A 19,627-nucleotide genomic window follows, 5' to 3' on the forward strand; every position below is an offset into this window, starting at 1 on the left:
CCCCGCTACAAGCGGACGGTTTCGTTCTCGCCGGCGTCCGGCGTCTTCCCGGTGACGGCGGCCTTCGCGTACCCCAGAAGGGTGATGACCTTCGAACTGTGCGCGGACTCCCAGTACTCGGCGCTGTCCGCGTGCACCTTCACCAGCGTCAGATTCGGCGTCTCGAGGCCGTCCGGGAACCACGCCTTGAGCATCGGGTTCCACAGCTCCTCCGCCTTGGCCCGGTCGTCGGTCTGCACCGCGGAACCGGACACCGACGTCCAGGCGTGCTGCTTCGCGTCGCTGAAGGACACGTTGACCTGCGGGTTGGCGCGGATCTGCGCAACCAGGTCGGAGTCGGAGTACGTGAAGAACCACAGGTCGCCGTCGAACTCCACGTCCTGCAGCGCCATGGGCCGGCTGACGTGCTTGCCGTCCGTGGTCATCGTCGTGAACATCCCGATGCGGGCGTCCTTGACGAGCTCCTTCAGCTTCTCGCGCTTCTCCTGCTCGGTGTGCTCTGCCATGACAGGTTCCTTCCGTCGGTCGTACCCCGGACGTTCCCGGGGTGCGCACGGCGAAACGGAGCGCCGGTCAGCCGCCCATCGCCTTCCAGCGGGCGAGGTTGTGTTTCGCGTCGACGAGCGCGTCGTGGCGGCCCTGCGCGGTCGGCAGGGGCGGGCGCCCGAGGTCGTCCCAGCGCTGCCGCAGGTCCTTGGTGAAGCGCGGGATCTCCCGGGGCAGCGCCGGCATCGCGCCCCACAGCTGGGCCAGAGCGACGTGGTCGTACGCCGCGTACCAGGCCCACAGCTCGATCTGCTCCCCGCGGCCGTGCACCGGCTCGACGAGGAACGCGTACAGGTCGTCGCGGATGCGCTCGCGGGAGCGCCACGCCGGGTCGGCCGGCGAGGGCAGCTTGTCGAGCACGTTGCGGCGCACCCACGGCACGGCGCGGGTGTCGTCGAATTCCGTCGAGACCGCGTAGAACTCGCGGCCGTACTCGTCGACCATGCCGATCGAGACCAGATCGACCGTACGGCCGTCCTCGATGAATTCGCAGTCGTAGAAATAGCGGTAGACCATCGGGGCCCATCCTCGCCTACCCCGGGTCGGCGCCCGTCGCCAGGGCCTCCCGTGCGCGGCGCAGCACCTCGCGCACGTCGTCTCCGCCACCCGCGGCGAGCCGGCGGGCGGCCCGGTCGGCGTGCACCGCCCAGCGGAACCGGAGCATGACCGGCAGCGCGGCGCACAGCTCGTCCTCCTCCACCGGGCCGGCCGCCAGATAGCCGTCGAGCAGCTCCGCCGACGTCTCCTGGCCGCCCGCGTACACGACTGCGGCGGCCACGTCGTAGAGCAGCGGGCCGGTGCCGCCGGCGCCGCAGTCGAGCAGCCCGGCGCGGCCGGTGGCGGGGTCGACGAGGAAGATCTCCGGGGCCGGGTCGCCGTGCAGCACCCCGTACGTCAGCCGGTCGGTGACGGTCAGCCGGGTCATCGCCGTGACCGCGTCGGCGACGGCGGGGCGTACCCACGGCTCCACCGCGAGGTGCGGCGCGTCGGGGTCGAGCAGGTTCCAGCGGCGCAGCCCGGGGTGGTGGAAGCCCTGCAGGGCCCGGTGCACCGCGCCCAGCCGGTCGCCCCAGAACTGCTGGTCGACCGGGTCGCGGCCGTCGAGGGTACGGCCGGGAGCACGGCGCAGCACGGCCAGCGCCCCGTCCGGCATCTCGGCGGTCAGCCCGCCGGCGAGGGTGCGTACCGGCTGCCCGGCCTGGATGCCGGTCCCTCGCAGGTGCTCGGCCGCGGCCAGCCCGGCCTCGACGGGCTGACGGGCGGCGGGCTCCGCGAGGCGGGCGACGAAGCGCTCGCCGCCCGCGGTCACGTCCCAGCCGGCCGAGAGCAGCCCGCCGGGCAGCGGCGATATCTCCGCGGGCACGAGGTGCCACTGGTCGCGCAGGGTGGATCGAAGAAGGTCATGGTCCGGCACGGCGGCGATTATCCCGGCACACTCTGTGACAACAACGGACACGGCGGGCGACAGTCGCCGCCTATTGTCACGAGCGGCGATTAGGGGGTGTACAGCCAGCGACATCCGCGAAATGATCGAGCGAGCGCTCTGCAGGTATCAAATGGCGTGGATGACGCTCTACATGCTAAGAGTGATCGTTCGCGTCGAGGGGCCGACGCCGGACAGCGGAGTCGACGGTGGTCCCGACCGGGGGAAGGACTGACCGTGGACCATCGGCTGCCGGAGCCGGGCGACGCGCTCACGGGCGTGGAGATGTTCGCCGGGCTGGAGCCCGACGTGCGCCAGCGGGTGATCGCCGCGGCCGTGCCCCGCACGTATCGCAAGGGGCAGATCCTCTTCGTCGAGAACGATCCCGGGGACTCCCTCATCGTGCTGCGCCGCGGCGCGATCGCCGTCTTCCGCACCGCGCCGACCGGCGAGCGGGCGGTGCTGACCGTGGTCCGCCCGCCGGACGTGCTCGGCGAGGTCTCGCTGCTGGACGCCTCCACCCGCTCGGCGAGCGCGGAGGCGATCGAGGACAGCCAGGCGCTGGCGCTGTCCCGGGTCGCGTTCATGGACCTGGTGCACTCCAACCCCCGCATCCTCGACGCGGTGATGCGCTCGGTCGGCGGGCTCATCCGCCGCCTGACCGAGCAGAACGCCGACCACGTCTTCCTGGACCTGCCCGGGCGGGTCGCCAAGACGCTCGTCCGCCTCGCGGGTGACAGCCAGGCGCCGATGATCACGATCGAGCTCAACCAGAGCCAGCTCGCCGAGATGGCCGGCGGCTCACGCCAGAGCGTCAACCAGGCCATCGGCTCCTTCGCCACCCGCGGCTGGCTGCGGACGGAGGGCCGGCGCATCGTCGTCACGGACGTGTCGGCGCTGCGCCGGCGGGCCGGCATGGCGGAGCGCTGACTACCGGCTGAACCGCCCGGCGGCGGGTCCCTCCAGGTGACCCGCCGGCAGGCGTCGGCCGCAGATCGCCAGCAACAGATCCTGCGCGCGCCCCCGGACAAGCTCGCCCGAGCCGTACGACCAGTCGAGGTCCGTCGCCGCCAGCCGTACGCCGCCCAGCTCCGCGCCGAAGAAGGCCACATTGCGCGGCCGCAGCCCCTCCAGCACCAGGCCGAGACGCTCAGGCGGCACGACCCGGCCGACGCCCAGCGCCACGGTGATGTCCAGGTGGTGGATGACGTCGTGGGACAGCGCGCCGGCCGCTCCCCCGCCCGGCGGCGTCCACGGGTGGGCGACGTTGTCCCGCAGCTGCTGAAGTAGCTGGTCCGCGGTCAGCCGGGCGGCGTCGCGGCGGGCGCTGCGGTCCGCCATGCGGTTGACGTTCCCGCGGGCCCGTGCCAGCTCCAGCACCACCCGCCACATCGGCACCCGGAAGGGCTGCGTGGTGTGGGCGACCACCTCGCGCACCCGCCAGCCCTCGCACAACGTGGGCGCGTCCCACTGCTCCGGCCGCAGCCCCGCCAGCACGTTCACCATGTCCGTACGCTCGGCCACCACCGCGGCCCGTACTCGTTCGTCACTCATGCCCCTTCTACGCCGGGGCGGGGCGGAACTAACCGGCCGGCGCCGGAGCGACCGCGGCGGTCTTGAGGCCGGCGGCGTACACGTCCACGTACTCGCGGCCGGTCAGCGTCATGAGCTCGTACATGATCTCGTCGGTGACCGCCCGCTCGACGAAGCGGTCGCCGGCCCGGTCCGCGAAGCGGGAGAAGTCCAGCGGCTTGCCGAAGTGCATGCGGACCCGCTTGACCGCCGGGATCAGCCTGCCGGTCGGCTGGATCTCGTCGGTGTTGAGCAGCGCCACCGGCACGACCGGCGCGCCGCTCTCCAGCGCCAGCCGGGCCACCCCGGTCTTGCCCCGGTAGAGGCGGCCGTCCGGCGAGCGGGTGCCCTCGGGGTAGATGCCCGCGATGTTGCCCGAGCGCAGCACCCGCAGCTGGGTGTCGAGGGCCGCGCGGGCCGCCTTGCCGCCCGAACGGTCCACCGGGATCGTCCCCGTGCCGACGAAGAACTGCCGCATGAGCCGGCCTTTGATGCCCTTGCCGGTGAAGTACTCGGCTTTGGCGACGAAGGTCACTCTGCGCCCGAGCACCAACGGTGTGAAGATCGAGTCGGAGAACGACAGGTGGTTGCAGGCCAGGATCACCGGACCGGTCTGCGGCACGTGCTCGAGCCCTCGCACGTCGGGGCGGAACACGACCTTGAGGACCGGCCCGAGGAGCACGTACTTCAGCAGCCAGTAGAACACCGGTGTCCTTCCCGTCGAGGGCAGCCAAAGCGTACGAAGCGGGAGCGGCACGCCACAACGCACTCCCGCAAGCGGTACCTGTCGTGTCACCATTCAAGGCACGCGCGCGACGTGCGCGGGGCGAGGAGTGTGCAGGGTGTCTGCGGGTGGCGCCCGTCGCGGGCGGCGGGACAACGGGATCGACGCGGCCGACTACGCGGCCGCGGGCGACGTGGATCCGCGTGTCGGCGAGCACCTGCTCGACGTCCTGGCGGCCGGCGGGATCGCCGCCTACCTGCAGCCGTCCGCCGATCTGAACCCGATCCTGCGCGCCACCACCTTCCCCGCCCGCCCCACCGACCGGCTCTACGTGGACCGCCTGCACCTCGCGACCGCCCGGGAGCACCTGCACAAACTCACCGGCGGCTCGGGACCGACCCCGCCCGCGCCCCGGCCCGACCCGGCCGCGGCCGGCGACCAGAGCGACGTGGACGCCGAGTGGGCCAAGATCGTCGCGGGCTTCCACACCGCCGTCGACCCGACCGCCCCGCCGTGGCCGGCCGCGGAGGGCATCGACCCCACGGCGGCACCGCCCGAGCCGCCGGCGTTCGAGCCGCCGAAGTCCCAGCCGGGCGACCGGCTGACCTCGGCGACCGACTTCACCGGCATCCAGCTCAACCGCCGGCGCACCGACCGGGTGGACGAGCCGCCGGGCATGCTGGACGGCCTCGACACGTTCGGCGCCGGGCTCGAGGACGACGAGGACGACGAGCGGTACGTGCCGCCGCCCCCGCCGCCGCTGCCGCACATCTCCAAGTACGCGATCGCCGGGGTGCTCGGCGTCGTCCTGGGTTTCGTGCTGTTCGTCTTCCCGTGGCTGCTCCCGATCGAGCGCACGATCGTGACGCTGATCGGCTTTACCGCGATCGTCGCGGGAGCGGTGACGCTGGTGTGGCGGCTGCGCTCGGGTGAGGACGACGACGACTTCGACGACGGCGCAGTCGTCTGAAACCCTCCCATAGACCCCCGCCTCTATATCGCTGGGTAGTCATCGCGTAACCTCTCGTAAATGCGTCAGAGCTCGCTCGTGGTCGTCGCCAACCGTCTGCCGCTCGACGACAGCACCGCGCCCGACGGCGCCTGCGAGTGGAGGCGCAGCCCCGGCGGCCTCGCCAGCGCCCTGCACGCGATCCTGCAGCAGACCCCCGCCACCTGGGTCGGCTGGGCGGGCGGCACCGGGGAGGCACCGTCCCTGCCGGACATCGGCACCCTGCGGATCCGCCCGGTCGGACTCTCCGCGGACGAGCTGCACGGCTACTACGAGGGGTTCGCCAACTCGACGCTGTGGCCGCTCTACCACGACGCCGTCGAGCAGCCCGTCTTCGACCGCGGCTGGTGGGAGACGTACCGCGACGTCAACCGGCGCTTCGCGGAGGCGGCCGCCGAGGTGGTCGAGCCCGGCGGGGCGGTCTGGGTGCAGGACTACCACCTGCAGCTCGTCCCCCAGCTGATCCGCGAGCTGCGCCCGGACGTGCTGATCGGCTTCTTCCTGCACGTGCCGTTCCCGCCGCCGGAGCTGTTCATGCAGCTGCCCCGCCGGGTGGAGCTGCTGCGCGGGATGCTCGGCGCCGACCTGGTCGGGTTCCAGCGCCCGCAGGCCGCGCACAACGTGGCCCAGCTCGCCGTCAAGCTGCTGGGCGCGCCGGTCACCGCCAACGACCAGATCACTGTGGACGGGCGTACGGTGCGCACCGGCGCGTTCCCCGTGTCGATCGACGTGACGGAGATGCAGGCGCTGGCCGCCCGACCCGACGTGCGCGACCGGGCGCGGCAGCTGCGTACGGACCTGGGCCGCCCGAGGCGCGTGCTGCTGAGCGTCGACCGGCTCGACTACACCAAGGGCATCGAGCACCGGCTGACCGCGTACAGCGAGTTGCTGCGCGACGGGCGGGTGAAGGTCCGCGACACGGTGATGATCCAGGTGGCGGTGCCCAGCCGGGAACGCGTGGAGAACTACCGGGTGCTGCGCGACCGCATCGAGGGCGAGGTCGGGCGGATCAACGGCGAGTACGGCCGCGTCGGCGAGACCGCCATCCACTACCTCAACCAGCCCTTCGACCGCGCCGACCTGGCCGCGCTCTACCAGACCGCCGACGTGATGGTGGTGACCCCGCTGCGCGACGGCATGAACCTCGTCGCCAAGGAGTACGTGGCAGCACGCGCGGACGATGCCGGCGCGCTGGTGCTCAGCGAGTTCGCCGGCGCCGCGGCCGAGCTGGCGGACGCGTTCCTGGTGAACCCGCACGACGTGGACGGGCTGAAGGAGACGCTGCTGCACGCGATGGAGGCCGACCAGCGGGACCTGGAGCGGCGCATGGCAGCGATGCGGGCGCACCTGACCAGCCACGACATCCTCGCGTGGGCAAGGGCGTACCTGACGGCGCTGGACCGGACCGGCCGGATCGCCGCCTGGCTACGGCGCTGACCGCCCGATCCGGTAGCCGGCCCGGGGCACGGTCCGCACGATCTGCGGGTCACCGAGCTTGCGGCGCAGGTTCATCACGGTCACCCGGACGACGTTGGTGAACGGGTCGGTGTGCTCGTCCCACACCTGCTCGAGCAGGTCCTCCGTGCTGACCGCCTGCCCCTGCCCGCGCATGAGGGCGTGCAGGACGCCGAACTCCTTGACCGTGAGGTGCAGCGGGCGGCCGTCGCGGGTGGCCGTACGGGCGGCGACGTCGACCACCACGCCGTCGAGCTCCAGCACCGGGGGCAGCGCCGGGGCCGTACGCCGGGCCAGCACCTGCACCCGCGCCAGCAGCTCGGCGAAGGCGAACGGCTTGGTCAGGTAGTCCTCCGCGCCCAGCCCGAGCCCGGCCACCCGGTCGTAGATGCCGCACGCGGCGGTCAGCAGCAGGACCCGGGTGCCGAGCCGCTCGCGGATCACCCAGCGGCAGACGTCGTCGCCGCTGCGGCCGGGCATGTCCCGGTCGAGCACGGCCACGTCGTAGCGGTTCACGCCGAGCCGCTCCTGGGCGGCTTCGCCGTCGTAGCAGACGTCGACCGCCATGGCCGCCCGGCGCAGGCCGACGGCCACGGTGTCCGCGAGCAGGCGTTCGTCATCGGCTACCAGGATCCGCACGCCGGTCACTATCGAATCCCCTGCATAAAGCCGGGATAAAGATCAGGTGACCGGCTGCCAGAGCCACACGTCGAGCACCCGCCGCGGCGGCCCGAAGATCTGCTCGACCAGGATCCGCATCGGCTCGTGCGCGGCGTCGGCGCGCAGCACCAGCACCGAGCCGTTCCAGCGCCGCACCTCGGCCTGGGCCGCGGCCCGGTCGGGCCCGGAGACCACCGGTACGGTCCCCGACGTCAGCAGGCCGGTGACGAGCCGGCTCAGCGTGCCCGGCCGGGCGGGGCCCATGACGCCGGTGCCGTGCACGCCGGGCCCGAGGAAGTAGCCCTCCGGGACCGGGAACTCGTGCAGCGCCGCCGCGCTCCAGCCAAGCGTCTCGCGTCCGGCCCAGTTGCTCGGTACGGGCACCGGCACCAGCGTGCTGCCCGCGGGCACGTACGGCCGCCACGCGCCGGACGAGATGAACACCGGCGGCGGCGCCTCGGGCATCGCGGGCACCGGCGTGGGCGCCAGCGGCAGCAGCGCGGCGGCGATCGCGTACCGCCCGGTGCGCCACGGCAGCCGGTCCCAGCCCAGCGCGACCAGCACCACCAGGGCGCCGATGACGACGTACGTGAACCGGCTCGGCATGAGCAGCCCCAGCACCGGCAGGCCCCGCGGCAGCCAGGCCAGCGGGCCGGGCTCGCCGGACACCTCCCCGCCGACGCGCAGCACCGGGCCCAGCGACAGGACGGCCGCCGCCAGGGCCGTCACCGCCGCGACCCGCGCCGCGACGGACCGCCGCCACAGCACGACCGCGAGCAGCACCGCCACCAGCGTCAGCGGCCAGCCGAACCAGCTGTTCTGCTCGATGCGCCCCACGACCGCCTCGGAGGCCGGGCCGCCGGCGAGGGTGTCCCGCGAGAACGTCAGGTACGTCAGCGGATCCTCGCCCCACGACGTGAAGAACGGCATGCTCGCGAACGACATCGGGCCGTGGAACTGGAACCAGATCGGGTACGCGCACAGCACCCCCGCCACAGCCGCGGTGACCCCGAGCGCCCCGAGGAACGCCCGTGCGCGCCGCCGCGCCTCGTCACGCCGGAAGGCGGCGTACGCGATGGTCATGACCAGGCAGCCGACCGCCGTGATCAGCAACAACTCCTCGTTGACGAACAGCTGGTACGTCACCAGCAGGCCGAGGACCACCCCGTCCCGCCGGACCCGGCCGCCGGCACCCAGCCGGGCCACCGCGGCGACGATCAGCGGCAACGCGAAGTTCGACACGAAGTTCGGCTGGCCGTTCGCGTGGTGGATGACGCCGGGCGCGAACCCCGCGAGGGCACCACCGGCGAAGGCGGCCGCCCGCGACCGCACCAGGTGGCGGCGCAGCACCCAGTACGCGCTGAACGCCGTGCCCGCGCAGGCCCCGGCCATCCACACCACGTACGCGACCCGCGGCCCGGCCAGCATCGTCACCGGCGCGAGCGGCAGCGTGACCCCGAGCACCGAGGTGTTCGCCATCATGTTCACGCCGTCCGGCACGTTCTGCCGCGCCGAGAACAGCGGGTTCTCCAGGTGCCGCACCGAGTACGCCCCGTGCGACAGCAGCCACTGGAACCAGGTGTTGTCCGGCGGCAGGTGCGCCGACAGCGTCCCGTCCGGGTCGGCGAGGTACCGGCCCATCACGACCAGGCCGAGGGCGACGTACACCGCCGCGGCGCCGAGGTCCGGGCGATGCCGGCGCAGCCACGACGAGGCGGGCGCCGCTGCCGGGCCGGACCCGCGGCGACGCTCGAGGAGCGAGTTGACCATGGGCGCCGACCGTACGGACGCCCCGATAAGCGCTGGATAAACGAGCTACCCGGCGAGCTCCTTGACGAGCCAGTCGAGGATCGCGTCGATCGGGTCGCGCCACGCCGGGTCCAGCATCAGGTCGTGGCCCATGCCGGGGAACAGCAGCGGCGCGCCGCCGTAGCGGGCCGCCGTCCGGTCGAGGGCCTTGCGGGTGACCACCCGGTCGTCCGGGCTGCCCACGACCAGGACCGGCGGCGAGCCCACCGGGTCCGCGGGCTCCGGGGCGGTGAACAGCGATCGGGCGACGGCAGACGGCGTGCGGGTGAGGCGTTCGACGTGTGCCTCCGGCGCGTCCGCGCCGAACAGTTGCTTGCGGCTCAGCGTCAGAGCCCCGCCGACCAGCGCCGGCAGGGTGCCGAGCGGGTTGACCCGCAGCGCCGCGCCGAGGGCCGGCCAGCCGTGCAGCACCGGCGCCGCCAGCACCGCGGCCCGCGCCGGATACCGGGCGAGCGCGTGCGCGACGACGAGCGCGCCGGTGCCGTGGCCGACCAGCACGGTCTGCCGGGGCAGGCCCGCGGCAACCTGGACGACGTCGTGCACGTACGCCCGCAGCGACCCCCGCTCGCGCGGCGTCAGCGCGTACGCGGCGAACCCCCGCGACGCGGCATGTCCGAGCCAGTGTTCCCGGAACGCCCAGCCGCCGTGGCCGAGCCCGGGTACGAACAGCAGCGGCGGTTCCCCCTCGTCGGGGTGCGGCAGGGCGCTGAACACCTCCCGGCGCACCGGCGGCACCGGCGACGTCCAGTCCTCGAAGCGCAGCAGCCGCGAGCTCATGAGGTCGCCTCCATCCGGTCCAGGAGATCCCCGAGCGCGCGCAGGTAGTTGGTGAAGCCGACCTCGAACCAGTGCCGCGACGACGGCACCACGTGCAGCCGGGTCCACGACCGCAGCGGCCTCGTCGACTCCTTCTGCTGCACCAGGGCGGCGCGTTCCGGGTCGGTGTCGCGCAGCCGCAGCCAGCGGGCCACCGCGACGCTCTGCCAGTGGGCCAGCGGGAACAGCCCGCCGTCGGCCTGCACCAGCCCGACCACGGCGAGCGTCGGGTGCCGCCGGGCGAACGCGTGCAGGTGGAGGTCGGGCTTGCCCTCCTCGTCCACGTCGAGCAGCTCCGGGGCGAGGAACTCGAAGCGCGGCAGGTAGCCCGTGGCCGTGACCACGAGGTCGGGCTCGACGCGGCGGCCGTCGGCGAACTCCACCGTGGAGCCCTCGAGCCGGGCGACGTCGGGGACCGGGGTGATCCGCCCGTGGCCCACGTAGTAGACGAGCTGGCTGTTGACGACCGGGTGGCTCTCGTACGGGCGGTGGTCCGGCGCGGGCAGGCCGTACCGGGTGACGTCGCCGATCGTGAGCCGGACCGTGCGGTGGTACAGCCACTGCCGCACCCGCAGCGGCAGGCGCAGCTGGAGCAGCTTGGCGTTGACCTGGTCGGCGGGGCGGCCGAAGACGTACTTGGGCGCGTACCAGTAGCCGCGCCGGGTCGAGTGCCAGACGGTGGTGGCCTGCTGGGCGGCCTCGACGGCGATGTCGCAGCCGGTGTTGCCGCCGCCGATCACCAGCACCTTGCGGCCGCGCAGCTGCGCCGGGTCCTTGTACGCCGCCGCGTGCATGATCCGCCCTCGGAACGCCGACGCGTCCACGGACAGCGGCTTCGGCGACCAGTTGTGCCCGTTGGCGACCACGACCGCGGCGTAACGCTGGACCCGCTCGGCGCCGCCGCCGGTGCTGCGGGTCGTCACGTCCCAGCGGCCGTCGCCGACCGGCGTCACGGACACCACCTCGGTGCCGAACCAGATGCTCATCCGCAGGGCGAAGTGTTCGGCGTACCGCTCGAGGTAGGTGAGCACCCGGGTGTGGTCGGGATAGTCGGGCCAGTCGTCCGGCATCGGGAAGTCGGGGAACTCGGTGAGCGGGCGGGACGAGATCAAGTGGGTGCCGGCGTACACCGGGCTGCGGTCGTGCCGCCAGTTCCAGGCGCCGCCCACCGAGGTCTCGCGCTCGTAGCAGTCGACGGAAAAACCCTGCTCTCGCAGGTTCTTGATCGTGGCGAGGCCGCTCGCGCCCGCGCCGACCACGCAGACCGCGTCGTGCCGGTCGGCGATCTCAGGGGTGTCGTGCACCCGGGAATCCTTGCAGAACGCGGCGTACGCCCGGAAGGGGCAAATTCCTGGGTTGACCGATCCCGTGCCGCGCGCAATAGTTAGGCTCGTGCCTAAGTATCAGGACGAGCTCGACGCCGTGCTCCGCGCCCTCGCGGATCCGACGCGCCGGGCCGTCGTGGAACGGCTGGCGAAGTCACCGGCCGTCGTGTCCGACCTGGCGGCACCGTTCTCCATGGCGTTGCCGTCGCTGATGCAGCACCTGCGGGTCCTGGAGGACGCGGGCGTCGTCACGTCGGAGAAGCACGGGCGCGTCCGCACCGTGAGCCTGCGGCCGGGCGCCCTCGACGTCCTGCACCTGTGGCTCGACGAGCAACGAACCCCCGCGGAGCGCCAGGCCGACCGGATCGGCATCCACCTGACCCGTACGAACCCGAAGGAAGACTGACATGACCCGCGTACGCATGGACCTGTTCGCCTCGCTGGACGGCTACACCTCGGCCGGCGGGACCCCGGAGAACCCGATGGGCGAGGACTGGGGACGTCTCACGGCGGCCTGGGCCGCGACCCGTACGTTCCGCGCGCGCATCTTCGGCGACACCAGTGGCAGCGGCACGACCGGTGTGGACGACGCCCACGCCGCCGCGCACTTCGAGGGCGTGGGCGCCGAGATCATGGGCGCGGGCATGTACGGCCTGCACACGTACCCCGACGACCCGGACTGGAAGGGCTGGTGGGGCGACCAGCCGCCGTTCGGTACCCCGGTCTACGTCCTCACGCACACCGCGCCGCGACCGTCGCTCCCGATGCAGGGCGGCACGACGTTCCACTTCCGCAACACCGCGATCCAGGACGTGCTCACCGAGGCGACGGAGGCGGCCGGTGGGCTGGACGTCCGCGTCGGCGGCGGGGTGAGCACCGCGCGGGACTTCCTGCGCGCCGGCCTGGTCGACGACCTGCACGTGATGATCGCCCCGATCGTGCTCGGCCGGGGCACCCGGGTGTGGGACGGCCTGCACGGCCTCGAGCTCACCCACCGGGTGACGACGGAGACGGCCGAGAGCGGCACCCTCCACGTCACCTTCTCGCGAGAGGACGACAAGTGATGATCGAACGCCGGCTCGCCCACTCCGGATTCACCCTGACCCGCGACTACCCCGCCGCCGTCGAGCGCGTCTGGGCCGCGTTCGCCGACGAACGGGAAAAGCTGTCCTGGTGGGGCGCCGGCGACGCGATGGAGCCCACCGAGTGGGCCTTCGACTTCCGGGTCGGCGGACGTGACATCGCCGAGGGGAAGTTCCACGAGGGCGGGGTCTCGCGGTACGAGGCCACGTACACCGACATCGTCGAGCACCACCGCATCATCACGACGTACGACATGTGGATGGACGGGGTGCACATGTCCACGTCGGTGGCGTCGCTCGAGTTCGAGCCGATCGGCGACGGCACCCGGTTCACGCACGTCGAGCACGGCGTCTTCTTCGACCGGTTCTGGGACGGCGGGACGGGCCGTGAGGAAGGCACCCGGGGCCTGCTCGACGCCCTGGGCACCTACCTCGGCTGACGCGCCGCGGCGTCAGGTCCCGGCGAGCACGAGGTCAGCGACGACCGGCAGGTGGTCGCTGGCCCGGCGGGCCGCCTCCGACTCCACCACCTCGTAGCGCGAGACCTCCACGTCCGGCGACACGAACAGGGCGTCCAGGCGCAGCCGGGGCAGCGTCGCGGGGAACGTCAGCGGGGTGCCCCGGGCCGAGGCGGCCGTGTCCACCAGGCCGTCCGCGACCGTACGCCACGCCCCGCCGCCCGGGCCCTCGTTGAGGTCGCCACCCGCCACGAGCGGACCCTCCACCTCGGACAACGCCTGCTTCCACAGCGCCGCCTGATCGGGGCGTTCGGCCGGATCGGTGGCGAGGTGCGAGCCGGAGACGGTGAAACGGCCGCCGTGCACCGAGCAGCTGGCGAACGCCGCCCCGCGCAGATGCCGCCCCGGGGTCAGCGGATAGCGCAGGCACCAGGTGTCGTGCACCCGTACGCGCAGGCTCACCAGCAGCAGGTTGCCCAGCGACGGCAGGCCGCCGGCCGCGACGACCATGCCGAAGTCGTCGGCGAGGGCCGCGCACTTGTGCCGCCAGCGGAACCGGCGCGGCGCCTCCTGCACGATGACGACGTCCGGGGCCAGCTCCCGGACCAGCCCGGTCAGGGCGGCGCGGTCGTCGCGCAGCCCGTGCACGTTGTAGCTCAGCACCCGCAGCGGGACCCCGGCCACGTCGTCCCCCTCAGATCCGCCGGGCCAGGTCGGCCGCGCCCAGCACGCCGGCCGTGTTGCCCGTCTCCGCGGCCCGGATCTCCGCGACCGGGAAGCGGCCCCGCTGGGCCAGCTGCTCCCGGTACGTGCGCTCGGTGGGCCCCATCAGCAGGTCACCCGCGTCGATCACGCCACCGCCGACGATCAGCAGCTGCGGGTCGAACGCCTGCGCCAGGTCGGCCATCGCGACGCCGAGCCAGTAACCGATCTGCGCGAACGCGTCCCGGGCCACCCCGTCGCCGCCCTGCGCCGCCTCGGTGATCATGCGACCGCTGATCTGCACCGGGTCTCCCCCGGCCAGCTCCAGCAGCTGCGCCGCCCGGTCCGGCTCCTGCCGCGCCCCGGCCCGGGCGAAGCGGACCAGCGCGTTGCCGCTCGCGTACTGCTCGAGGCAGCCGAGCCGGCCGCAGCCGCAGGGGTGGCCGCCGTTGACCGACTGGATGTGGCCGAGCTCGCCGGCGATGCCGTTCGCGCCCCGCCACAGCGCGCCGTTGAGGACGATGCCGCCGCCGATGCCGGTCCCGACGGTGATCATCACCATGGAGTCGTCGGCGTCCCGCGCCGCGCCGAAGCGGAACTCCGCCCACGCGGCCACGTTGGCGTCGTTCTCCAGCACCGTCGGCAGCCCGACGGCCTTCGAGACGTAGTCGCGGACCGGCTCGTCGCGCCAGGCCAGGTTGGGGGCGAACAGCACGGTCGCGCCGGCCGCGTCGATCCAGGCGGCCGCGCCGATGCCGACCGCGGTGGCGCCGGGGTGCAGGGCGGCGAGCTCGGAGGCGACGGCCACGATGGTGTCCCGCGTACCGGCCGGGTCGTCCGCCGGGGTCTCGCGCCGCGTGTGCGAGAGCACGGTCCCCCGGTCGTCCACCACCCCGCCGGCCACCTTCGTGCCGCCGACGTCGATCCCGATGGTCAGCGTCACGCTGCCCGTCCCCTCTGTTGTGTCACACCGCGTCGTCGCCGGGGGCGTCGTCGCCCGCACGGCTGCCGCGGTCCTCGGCCGGAGCCGGTGTCCCATGTGCCGCCACATCATGATCTACGCTGCCGGTTCCCGCCACGCCGGTTTCGCCGTGCGACTCCGCTTTTGCGTAGTTCGCGACCGCCGCAGCCCAGGGATCCGTAAGGCGCGTCACGGATTTCGGTACGAACGATTCTTCGGTACGGGACTCCTGGTCACCAGCCGCAGGACCGGTGTCCCTTCTCGCCGTGGGCGCGGCCTCGCGCGGCGCGCGCTCGGCGGGGCGAGCGGCGGCTTCCTGCCGGGCCGCCTCCGGACGGGCGGCCTCCGGACGGGCCGCCTCCGGACGGGCCGGCGCCGGCGAACGGGTCGCCGCTCCCCACGGGTCGGCGTTCTCGTCGACCGGGGGCTCCGGTACGGGCGTGTGGTCGGTCGCGGCGGACCAGGCCTGGTCGGGGGTGGGTTGCGGGCGGGCGGCGGGCCTGGGCTGCGGCTGGGGGGTGGCGACACTCGCGATCGTGGAGAAGGCCCGCATGATGCTCGCCACCCCGGTCGCGAGGTCGCCCGCACCGGCGGCCAGCCGCTCGGCGGTGTGCGGGTCGGGATCGCGCACGGCGGCTATCGCGCGGCAGATCGGGCACACGCAGCACTCGGCCGTGCCAGTCGCCCACCCGGTGCTGCTTCTGTGCTGCTGTGACCCCGTACCTGAAAAAAGCTTGAGCACATCACCCAGGCCTGCCGAATCCCTGCCCTGCGCCATCGCGAGCAGCGAGGCGACCAGCTTCTCGGCCTCCTGGCGTGCCGAACCCGTGCTTCCCGTCATCATCCCCAGCCCTTCACCGGCGCTCGCCGCGGACGGCCGTCATGCGCGGGCGAGGCTCTCGACCCGGCGCTTCAGCTCCTTCAGCGCCGTATCCATGATCATCTTCTCGGCCTTGCGCTTGAACATGCCGAGCATGCCGATGGTGAGCTCCACCTCGAGCGTGTACGTCACCGTCGTCGTGCCGTCGCCGGCGTCGGTGAGGTCGTACGAGCCGTCCAGCGATTTCTGCATCTTCGACGGTGCCACGAGATGCCACTCGATGCGCGACAGGTCCTCGGCGTACGCGTATTCCAGGGTGTAGTCGTCGGCGAGCGGACCGGCGTCGATGACGAACCGGACCTGCGCCGCGTACCCGTCCTCGTACTCCTCGAGGACCTCCACCTGCTTCATCGCGTCCGCCCACTCGGGGTAGCGGGGGAAGTCGCAGATCACCGCGGCCACCTGATCGAGGGAGGCCTGGACCTGGATCGACTGCGTCGAGCTGTCCGCCATGGCTGGCAGGCTACCCCGTGCCGCCGGTGACACCGACGAGCCCCGGCCGCATCGGCGATGGGCTGTCGGGCGGGGGTCCGGCTACGATCCGTCACGTGCCAGCCTCAGCCAGCGCTCCCGTGCGCATCCATCCGCTCGCGGTGGCGGCCCGTCTCGTCATGCTCGCCCTCGTCGCGGCGCTCACCCTGATCGCCACGCAGGACGCGGGGCAGCTGCGCTGGATCGCGTTGCTGCTGGTCGCGGCGCTGCCGGCGTTCTTCGCCCCGGACCACCGCATCGCCGCCCCGCTCGGGCGCCTCGCCGAGGTGGCCGTCACCGGGCTCGCGGCCGGCTCGGTGGCCGCGGCCGCGAACATCCGCGGGACCGTCGACGCGGGCTTCGGCGCCGAGGCCGTTCTGCCGTACCTCGCCGTGCCGCTGCTGACCGCCGCGCTGCGCCGCCGGCCCACCGAGGGCGCCGCGCTGCTCGGGGTCGCCGCGGTCGCGATGGTGATCGGCGGGGTGATCGTCGAGGACGGCGACACGATCATCACCCAGGCCGGCTACCTCGCCGCCGGCGGCCAATGGCTCGTGCTCGGCGCGATCGTCACCTTCGCCGCGGACACCATGCGGCAGCTGATGGCGCCGGCCGAGAACACCCCGCAGCCGTACGCGGAAGCCACCCGTCTGCTGACCCAGCTGCGCAGCGTCGCCCGCTCCCTGCCCGGCGCCACCCTCGACCCGGGCGGCATCTCCGAGCACCTCCTCGAGGAGCTGCGCGTGGTCGCCCCCGGGCACCGGGCGGCCGTGCTCTCGGCCAGCGGCGGCGGCCGCCTGGTGGTGCTCGCCCAGACCGGCGCCGAGCGCGTCGACTGGGAGGTCACCCTCGACGCCGACTCCGCCATCGCCGACGCGTGGGCCACCCAGCAGCCGCAGACCGCCTCCCGCTCGCAGGCCCGCTCGCACCGGGGCGGGGACGCGTCGTCCCTGGTCCTGCCGCTGGTCGCGGGCGTACGCACGATCGGGCTCGTGATCCTCGAGGCGGACGTGCCCAACGCGTACCCGTCGGCGGTGATCTCCCGGGCGACCGAGGTGACCGGCCCGGCGGCGCTGCGGCTGGAGGCCGCGCTGCTCTTCGACGAGGTGCGCTCGCTGGCGACCAACGAGGAGCGCCAGCGGCTGGCCCGCGAGATCCACGACGGCGTGGCGCAGGAGCTCGTCATGGTCGGCTACGGCATCGACAACGCGCAGGCGACGCTGCCCGAGGGCGCCGAGGAGACCGCCGAGGAGCTGCGTACGCTGCGCGGCGAGGTCACCCGGGTGATCACCGAGCTGCGGCTGAGCCTCTTCGAGCTCCGCTCCGAGGTGGACCGCAACGGCGGCCTGGCCGCGGCGATCGCCGAGTACGCCCGCACCCTCGGCACGTCAGCCGGCCTGCGCGTGCACTTCACCTTCGACGAGTCGACCGCCCGCCTGCCCGCCGCCACGGAGGCCGAGCTGCTGCGCATCGCCCAGGAGGCGATCACGAACGCGCGCAAGCACGCCGGCGCCTCGAACCTGTGGGTGACCTGCACCGTCGACCCGCCGTACGCGGAGATCGAGGTCTCCGACGACGGCAAGGGCTTCGCCGACGACCGGCCCGACGGCCGCTACGGCCTTGCGATCATGGCGGAGAGAGCGGAACGTATCCGTGGCCGTCTGGAGATCCGGCCGCGACACCCCAGCGGGACAACCGTAGCGGTAGTGCTCGGAACCTCCGCTCGGCGCGATAGCGTGCGGGATAGCGTTTCCGCACCAGAAGGGGAGTAACCCGAGCATGTCGACCAGTCCGATGCCGACGACCCGCACCAAGGTGCTCCTCGTCGACGATCACGACCTGATCCGTAAGGGGCTGCGGCACGCGTTCGAGCGGGACCGGCAGTTCGAGGTGGTCGGCGAGGCCGCCACCGCCGCCGAGGCGGTCCGCCAGGCCGGCGCCCTCCAGCCCGACGTGGTCATCATGGACCTGCGCCTGCCCGACGGCAGCGGCCTCGAGGCCACCCGGGCCCTGCGCAAGAACAACGCCAACATGGGCATCGTGGTGCTGACCATGTACGCGGGTGACGACCAGCTCTTCGGCGCCCTCGAGGCCGGTGCCAGCGCGTTCGTCCCGAAGACCGCCCCGGCCGACGAGGTCGTCGCGGCAGCCCGCCACGCGGCGTCCGCACCGAGCGCCTTCACGGCGGCCGACCTCGCGGAGGCGATGAAGCGCCGCCTCGCCCCGTCCGGCCCCCAGCTCTCCCCCCGCGAGGGCCAGGTCCTGCGCCTCCTCGCCGACGGCATGAGCGTGGCGGGGATCGCCAAGCAGCTGTTCGTCTCGGAGTCCACGGCCAAGACGCACATCTCGAAGCTGTACGAGAAGCTCGGAGCGGCCAACCGGGCCCAGGCGCTGATGACGGCGCTGCGGCTCGGGCTGCTGGAAGCACCGGACGCACCGAAGTTCTAGAGGGGCCAGCCCCCCGCGCGCCGCTCCGCCCGTCACCGGTTCCCAGGTGGCGGGCGGCGCTGCATACGGGCCGGGCGCGACGCGGGCACGCAGATCATCTGTTCCGGGCAGGATCCGGGCAACTTCGGCGTTTCTGAATTTCTCGGGGCCGTCGGGGCGTCCCGGCCTCAGGCGCGACGGGCGGTGAGCCGCCGGATCGCCAGATACGCCTCGCATCCGAGACACAGCCCGAACGCGGCGTTGAGGAACGCCGCCAGCAACCCGAACGCCGCGAAGACGAGGCCGACCGCGGGCGCACCGGCCAGGTACCCCACCGCGGCCACGCCCACGAACACCAGCCCGACCAGCTGAGCGAACCGCACGGGCGCCGCGTCCTCGAGCTCGGTGGGCGGCCCCAGCCGGGGCGCGACCAGGCCCCGGAAGAGCAGACCGTACGGCCCGCGGCGCGGATCGGCGGCCGTGATCGCGAAGACCACCGCCTGCGCGGCCGCGAGCCACCCCCAGCCGGTGGCGAGGACGACCACGAGCACCACGCTGGTCACCGCCGCGGCGAACCGCGGACCACGGGCATCGAGCTGCATGCCGAGGACTCTCGCACGCCGCGGCCCCTCCGCCACCGTGATTGCCATCACCGGCGACCCGGTGCAAAAGCCCTGCTCAGCGCGGGTCTTCAGCGCGGCGGCCTTCAGCGCGGCGGCAGGAGGTCGGCCAGGGCGGCGATCAGGTGTGGCTTGCCCGGCACCCCGGTGGCCCGCTTCGCCACCCGCCCGTCCGCCCCCACGACGAGCAGCGTCGGCGTCTTCCAGATGCCCAGCGCCCGCACGGCGTCGAGGTGACTCTCGGCGTCCACCTCGACGTGCCGCACTCCCTCGAGCAGGCCGGCCACGTCGGCGCTCACCCGCCGCACGGCCCGGCAAGGCGCGCAGAACGCGGTCGAGAACTGCAGCAGCGTCACTTCGCCGGCCCGCACCCCGAGCTCGGCCAGCAGCTCCGGATCGATCCGCTCAACCGGCTCCGGCCGCCGCGCAGCAGGGTCATCCCGCACGCCGTGCACGTCACCCTCCACCGGCACGCCGTCACCCACCCGGCCGTCGCGGACCACCGAGCCGCCGCCACCCACCCGGCCGTCGCGGACCACCGAGCCGTCGCCATCCACCGAGCCGCCGTCCCCCGCAACGCCGGCCACTGTCCGGACACGACCGTCGGTGGAGCGCCGCCACATCCCCGCGGCCACGCCGACGACCAGCACCGCGGCGACGGCGATCAGCCCAGGGATCTGCATGCCTCCC

The 19,627-nt window shown here is 73.3% G+C and carries 23 protein-coding genes; 8 read left to right on the forward strand and 15 right to left on the reverse strand.

The features are described 5' to 3' along the window. Window positions 1-5: 5 nt before the first annotated feature. The 3 genes from IT780_RS34735 to IT780_RS34745 form a co-directional block, all read right to left on the reverse strand. Window positions 6-506 (reverse strand): pyridoxamine 5'-phosphate oxidase family protein, encoded by a 501-nt coding sequence (locus IT780_RS34735; protein WP_199516079.1) that lies wholly within the window; start codon window positions 504-506, stop codon window positions 6-8. Between the two features lie 67 nt (window positions 507-573). Next, entirely contained in the window at window positions 574-1,062 is a 489-nt protein-coding gene (locus tag IT780_RS34740; protein ID WP_199516080.1) for a polyadenylate-specific 3'-exoribonuclease AS, read from the reverse strand. A gap of 16 nt (window positions 1,063-1,078) precedes the next feature. Further along, window positions 1,079-1,960 (reverse strand): phosphotransferase enzyme family protein, encoded by an 882-nt coding sequence (locus IT780_RS34745; RefSeq protein WP_199516081.1) that lies wholly within the window; start codon window positions 1,958-1,960, stop codon window positions 1,079-1,081. 246 nt (window positions 1,961-2,206) lie between these two features. Here IT780_RS34745 and IT780_RS34750 point away from each other — a divergent pair, with 246 nt between their 5' ends. Next, window positions 2,207-2,899: a Crp/Fnr family transcriptional regulator gene (locus IT780_RS34750; protein WP_199516082.1), complete on the forward strand. Its 693-nt coding sequence runs from the start codon at window positions 2,207-2,209 to the stop codon at window positions 2,897-2,899. On the opposite strand, the gene IT780_RS34755 is transcribed toward IT780_RS34750, so the two are convergent. Further along, entirely contained in the window at window positions 2,900-3,523 is a 624-nt protein-coding gene (locus tag IT780_RS34755) for a maleylpyruvate isomerase family mycothiol-dependent enzyme (RefSeq protein WP_199516083.1), read from the reverse strand. A gap of 28 nt (window positions 3,524-3,551) precedes the next feature. Next, entirely contained in the window at window positions 3,552-4,247 is a 696-nt protein-coding gene (locus IT780_RS34760; RefSeq protein WP_199516084.1) for a lysophospholipid acyltransferase family protein, read from the reverse strand. A gap of 136 nt (window positions 4,248-4,383) precedes the next feature. Between IT780_RS34760 and IT780_RS34765 the strand changes: the two genes are divergently transcribed. After that, entirely contained in the window at window positions 4,384-5,235 is an 852-nt protein-coding gene (locus IT780_RS34765; protein ID WP_199516085.1) for a DUF308 domain-containing protein, read from the forward strand. Between the two features lie 60 nt (window positions 5,236-5,295). Beyond that, window positions 5,296-6,711, forward strand: a complete 1,416-nt coding sequence (locus tag IT780_RS34770; RefSeq protein WP_199516086.1) for an alpha,alpha-trehalose-phosphate synthase (UDP-forming) — start codon at window positions 5,296-5,298, stop codon at window positions 6,709-6,711. Here IT780_RS34770 and IT780_RS34775 read toward each other — a convergent pair. From IT780_RS34775 to IT780_RS34790, 4 genes are read right to left on the reverse strand one after another with little or no spacing between them, the layout of a single operon-like run. Further along, the gene (locus tag IT780_RS34775) at window positions 6,700-7,368 is read right to left on the reverse strand and encodes a response regulator transcription factor (RefSeq protein WP_199516087.1); all 669 of its coding nucleotides are present in this window, start codon (window positions 7,366-7,368) and stop codon (window positions 6,700-6,702) included. The genes IT780_RS34770 and IT780_RS34775 overlap by 12 nt on opposite strands. 42 nt (window positions 7,369-7,410) lie before the next feature. Then, complete coding sequence (locus tag IT780_RS34780; protein WP_199516088.1) at window positions 7,411-9,159, reverse strand: DUF6311 domain-containing protein; 1,749 nt, start codon at window positions 9,157-9,159, stop codon at window positions 7,411-7,413. Between the two features lie 45 nt (window positions 9,160-9,204). Continuing rightward, entirely contained in the window at window positions 9,205-9,975 is a 771-nt protein-coding gene (locus tag IT780_RS34785) for an alpha/beta hydrolase (RefSeq protein ID WP_199516089.1), read from the reverse strand. Then, window positions 9,972-11,318, reverse strand: coding sequence for a flavin-containing monooxygenase (locus tag IT780_RS34790; protein WP_199516090.1), 1,347 nt, complete (start codon window positions 11,316-11,318; stop codon window positions 9,972-9,974). The genes IT780_RS34785 and IT780_RS34790 overlap by 4 nt, the downstream gene beginning before the upstream one ends. 88 nt (window positions 11,319-11,406) lie before the next feature. Between IT780_RS34790 and IT780_RS34795 the strand changes: the two genes are divergently transcribed. The 3 genes from IT780_RS34795 to IT780_RS34805 are packed head-to-tail and all read left to right on the forward strand — an operon-like array spanning window position 11,407 to window position 12,861. Then, on the forward strand, window positions 11,407-11,745 hold the full coding sequence (locus tag IT780_RS34795) for an ArsR/SmtB family transcription factor (RefSeq protein ID WP_199516091.1): 339 nt from the start codon (window positions 11,407-11,409) through the stop codon (window positions 11,743-11,745). A 1-nt stretch (window position 11,746) separates the two neighbouring features. Further along, window positions 11,747-12,403 carry a dihydrofolate reductase family protein gene (locus IT780_RS34800; protein WP_199516092.1) on the forward strand — a complete coding sequence of 219 codons (657 nt, stop codon included), beginning with the start codon at window positions 11,747-11,749 and terminating at the stop codon, window positions 12,401-12,403. Then, entirely contained in the window at window positions 12,403-12,861 is a 459-nt protein-coding gene (locus IT780_RS34805) for an SRPBCC domain-containing protein (protein WP_233414006.1), read from the forward strand. The genes IT780_RS34800 and IT780_RS34805 overlap by 1 nt, the downstream gene beginning before the upstream one ends. Before the next feature lie 12 nt (window positions 12,862-12,873). On the opposite strand, the gene IT780_RS34810 is transcribed toward IT780_RS34805, so the two are convergent. Genes IT780_RS34810 through IT780_RS34825 form a run of 4 tightly spaced genes read right to left on the reverse strand, consistent with a single transcriptional unit; the run spans window position 12,874 to window position 15,875 of the window. Continuing rightward, window positions 12,874-13,563: an endonuclease/exonuclease/phosphatase family protein gene (locus tag IT780_RS34810; protein WP_199516094.1), complete on the reverse strand. Its 690-nt coding sequence runs from the start codon at window positions 13,561-13,563 to the stop codon at window positions 12,874-12,876. A 10-nt stretch (window positions 13,564-13,573) separates the two neighbouring features. Further along, window positions 13,574-14,524 carry an ROK family glucokinase gene (locus IT780_RS34815; protein ID WP_199516095.1) on the reverse strand — a complete coding sequence of 317 codons (951 nt, stop codon included), beginning with the start codon at window positions 14,522-14,524 and terminating at the stop codon, window positions 13,574-13,576. A gap of 22 nt (window positions 14,525-14,546) precedes the next feature. Further along, window positions 14,547-15,386, reverse strand: a complete 840-nt coding sequence (locus IT780_RS34820) for a hypothetical protein (RefSeq protein ID WP_233413982.1) — start codon at window positions 15,384-15,386, stop codon at window positions 14,547-14,549. Window positions 15,387-15,422: 36 nt separating this feature from the next. Beyond that, window positions 15,423-15,875: an SRPBCC family protein gene (locus tag IT780_RS34825; RefSeq protein WP_199516096.1), complete on the reverse strand. Its 453-nt coding sequence runs from the start codon at window positions 15,873-15,875 to the stop codon at window positions 15,423-15,425. 95 nt (window positions 15,876-15,970) lie between these two features. Here IT780_RS34825 and IT780_RS34830 point away from each other — a divergent pair, with 95 nt between their 5' ends. Together IT780_RS34830 and IT780_RS34835 are read left to right on the forward strand one after the other, a co-directional pair. After that, window positions 15,971-17,662, forward strand: coding sequence for a sensor histidine kinase (locus IT780_RS34830; RefSeq protein ID WP_199516097.1), 1,692 nt, complete (start codon window positions 15,971-15,973; stop codon window positions 17,660-17,662). 7 nt (window positions 17,663-17,669) lie between these two features. After that, on the forward strand, window positions 17,670-18,338 hold the full coding sequence (locus tag IT780_RS34835) for a response regulator transcription factor (RefSeq protein WP_023359837.1): 669 nt from the start codon (window positions 17,670-17,672) through the stop codon (window positions 18,336-18,338). 167 nt (window positions 18,339-18,505) lie between these two features. Here IT780_RS34835 and IT780_RS34840 read toward each other — a convergent pair whose 3' ends face one another. Beyond that, the gene (locus IT780_RS34840) at window positions 18,506-18,919 is read right to left on the reverse strand and encodes a DUF4395 domain-containing protein (RefSeq protein WP_199516098.1); all 414 of its coding nucleotides are present in this window, start codon (window positions 18,917-18,919) and stop codon (window positions 18,506-18,508) included. Between the two features lie 104 nt (window positions 18,920-19,023). After that, window positions 19,024-19,620, reverse strand: coding sequence for a TlpA family protein disulfide reductase (locus tag IT780_RS34845; protein WP_233413983.1), 597 nt, complete (start codon window positions 19,618-19,620; stop codon window positions 19,024-19,026). Between the last annotated feature and the right edge of the window lie 7 nt (window positions 19,621-19,627).

It is taken from the genome of Nucisporomicrobium flavum, assembly GCF_016464385.1.
In the GTDB taxonomy this organism is placed as follows: domain Bacteria; phylum Actinomycetota; class Actinomycetes; order Mycobacteriales; family Micromonosporaceae; genus Actinoplanes; species Actinoplanes flavus_A.

Coding starts and splice junctions, on each gene's coding strand:
- IT780_RS34735 (WP_199516079.1), bottom strand. CDS start 506: ATGGCAGAGCACACCGAGCAGGAGAAGCGCGAGAAGCTGAAGGAGCTC.
- IT780_RS34820 (WP_233413982.1), bottom strand. CDS start 15,386: ATGATGACGGGAAGCACGGGTTCGGCACGCCAGGAGGCCGAGAAGCTG.
- IT780_RS34780 (WP_199516088.1), bottom strand. CDS start 9,159: ATGGTCAACTCGCTCCTCGAGCGTCGCCGCGGGTCCGGCCCGGCAGCG.
- IT780_RS34825 (WP_199516096.1), bottom strand. CDS start 15,875: ATGGCGGACAGCTCGACGCAGTCGATCCAGGTCCAGGCCTCCCTCGAT.
- IT780_RS34770 (WP_199516086.1), top strand. CDS start 5,296: ATGCGTCAGAGCTCGCTCGTGGTCGTCGCCAACCGTCTGCCGCTCGAC.
- IT780_RS34740 (WP_199516080.1), bottom strand. CDS start 1,062: ATGGTCTACCGCTATTTCTACGACTGCGAATTCATCGAGGACGGCCGT.
- IT780_RS34835 (WP_023359837.1), top strand. CDS start 17,670: ATGTCGACCAGTCCGATGCCGACGACCCGCACCAAGGTGCTCCTCGTC.
- IT780_RS34800 (WP_199516092.1), top strand. CDS start 11,747: ATGACCCGCGTACGCATGGACCTGTTCGCCTCGCTGGACGGCTACACC.
- IT780_RS34785 (WP_199516089.1), bottom strand. CDS start 9,975: ATGAGCTCGCGGCTGCTGCGCTTCGAGGACTGGACGTCGCCGGTGCCG.
- IT780_RS34805 (WP_233414006.1), top strand. CDS start 12,403: ATGATCGAACGCCGGCTCGCCCACTCCGGATTCACCCTGACCCGCGAC.
- IT780_RS34845 (WP_233413983.1), bottom strand. CDS start 19,620: ATGCAGATCCCTGGGCTGATCGCCGTCGCCGCGGTGCTGGTCGTCGGC.
- IT780_RS34840 (WP_199516098.1), bottom strand. CDS start 18,919: ATGCAGCTCGATGCCCGTGGTCCGCGGTTCGCCGCGGCGGTGACCAGC.
- IT780_RS34755 (WP_199516083.1), bottom strand. CDS start 3,523: ATGAGTGACGAACGAGTACGGGCCGCGGTGGTGGCCGAGCGTACGGAC.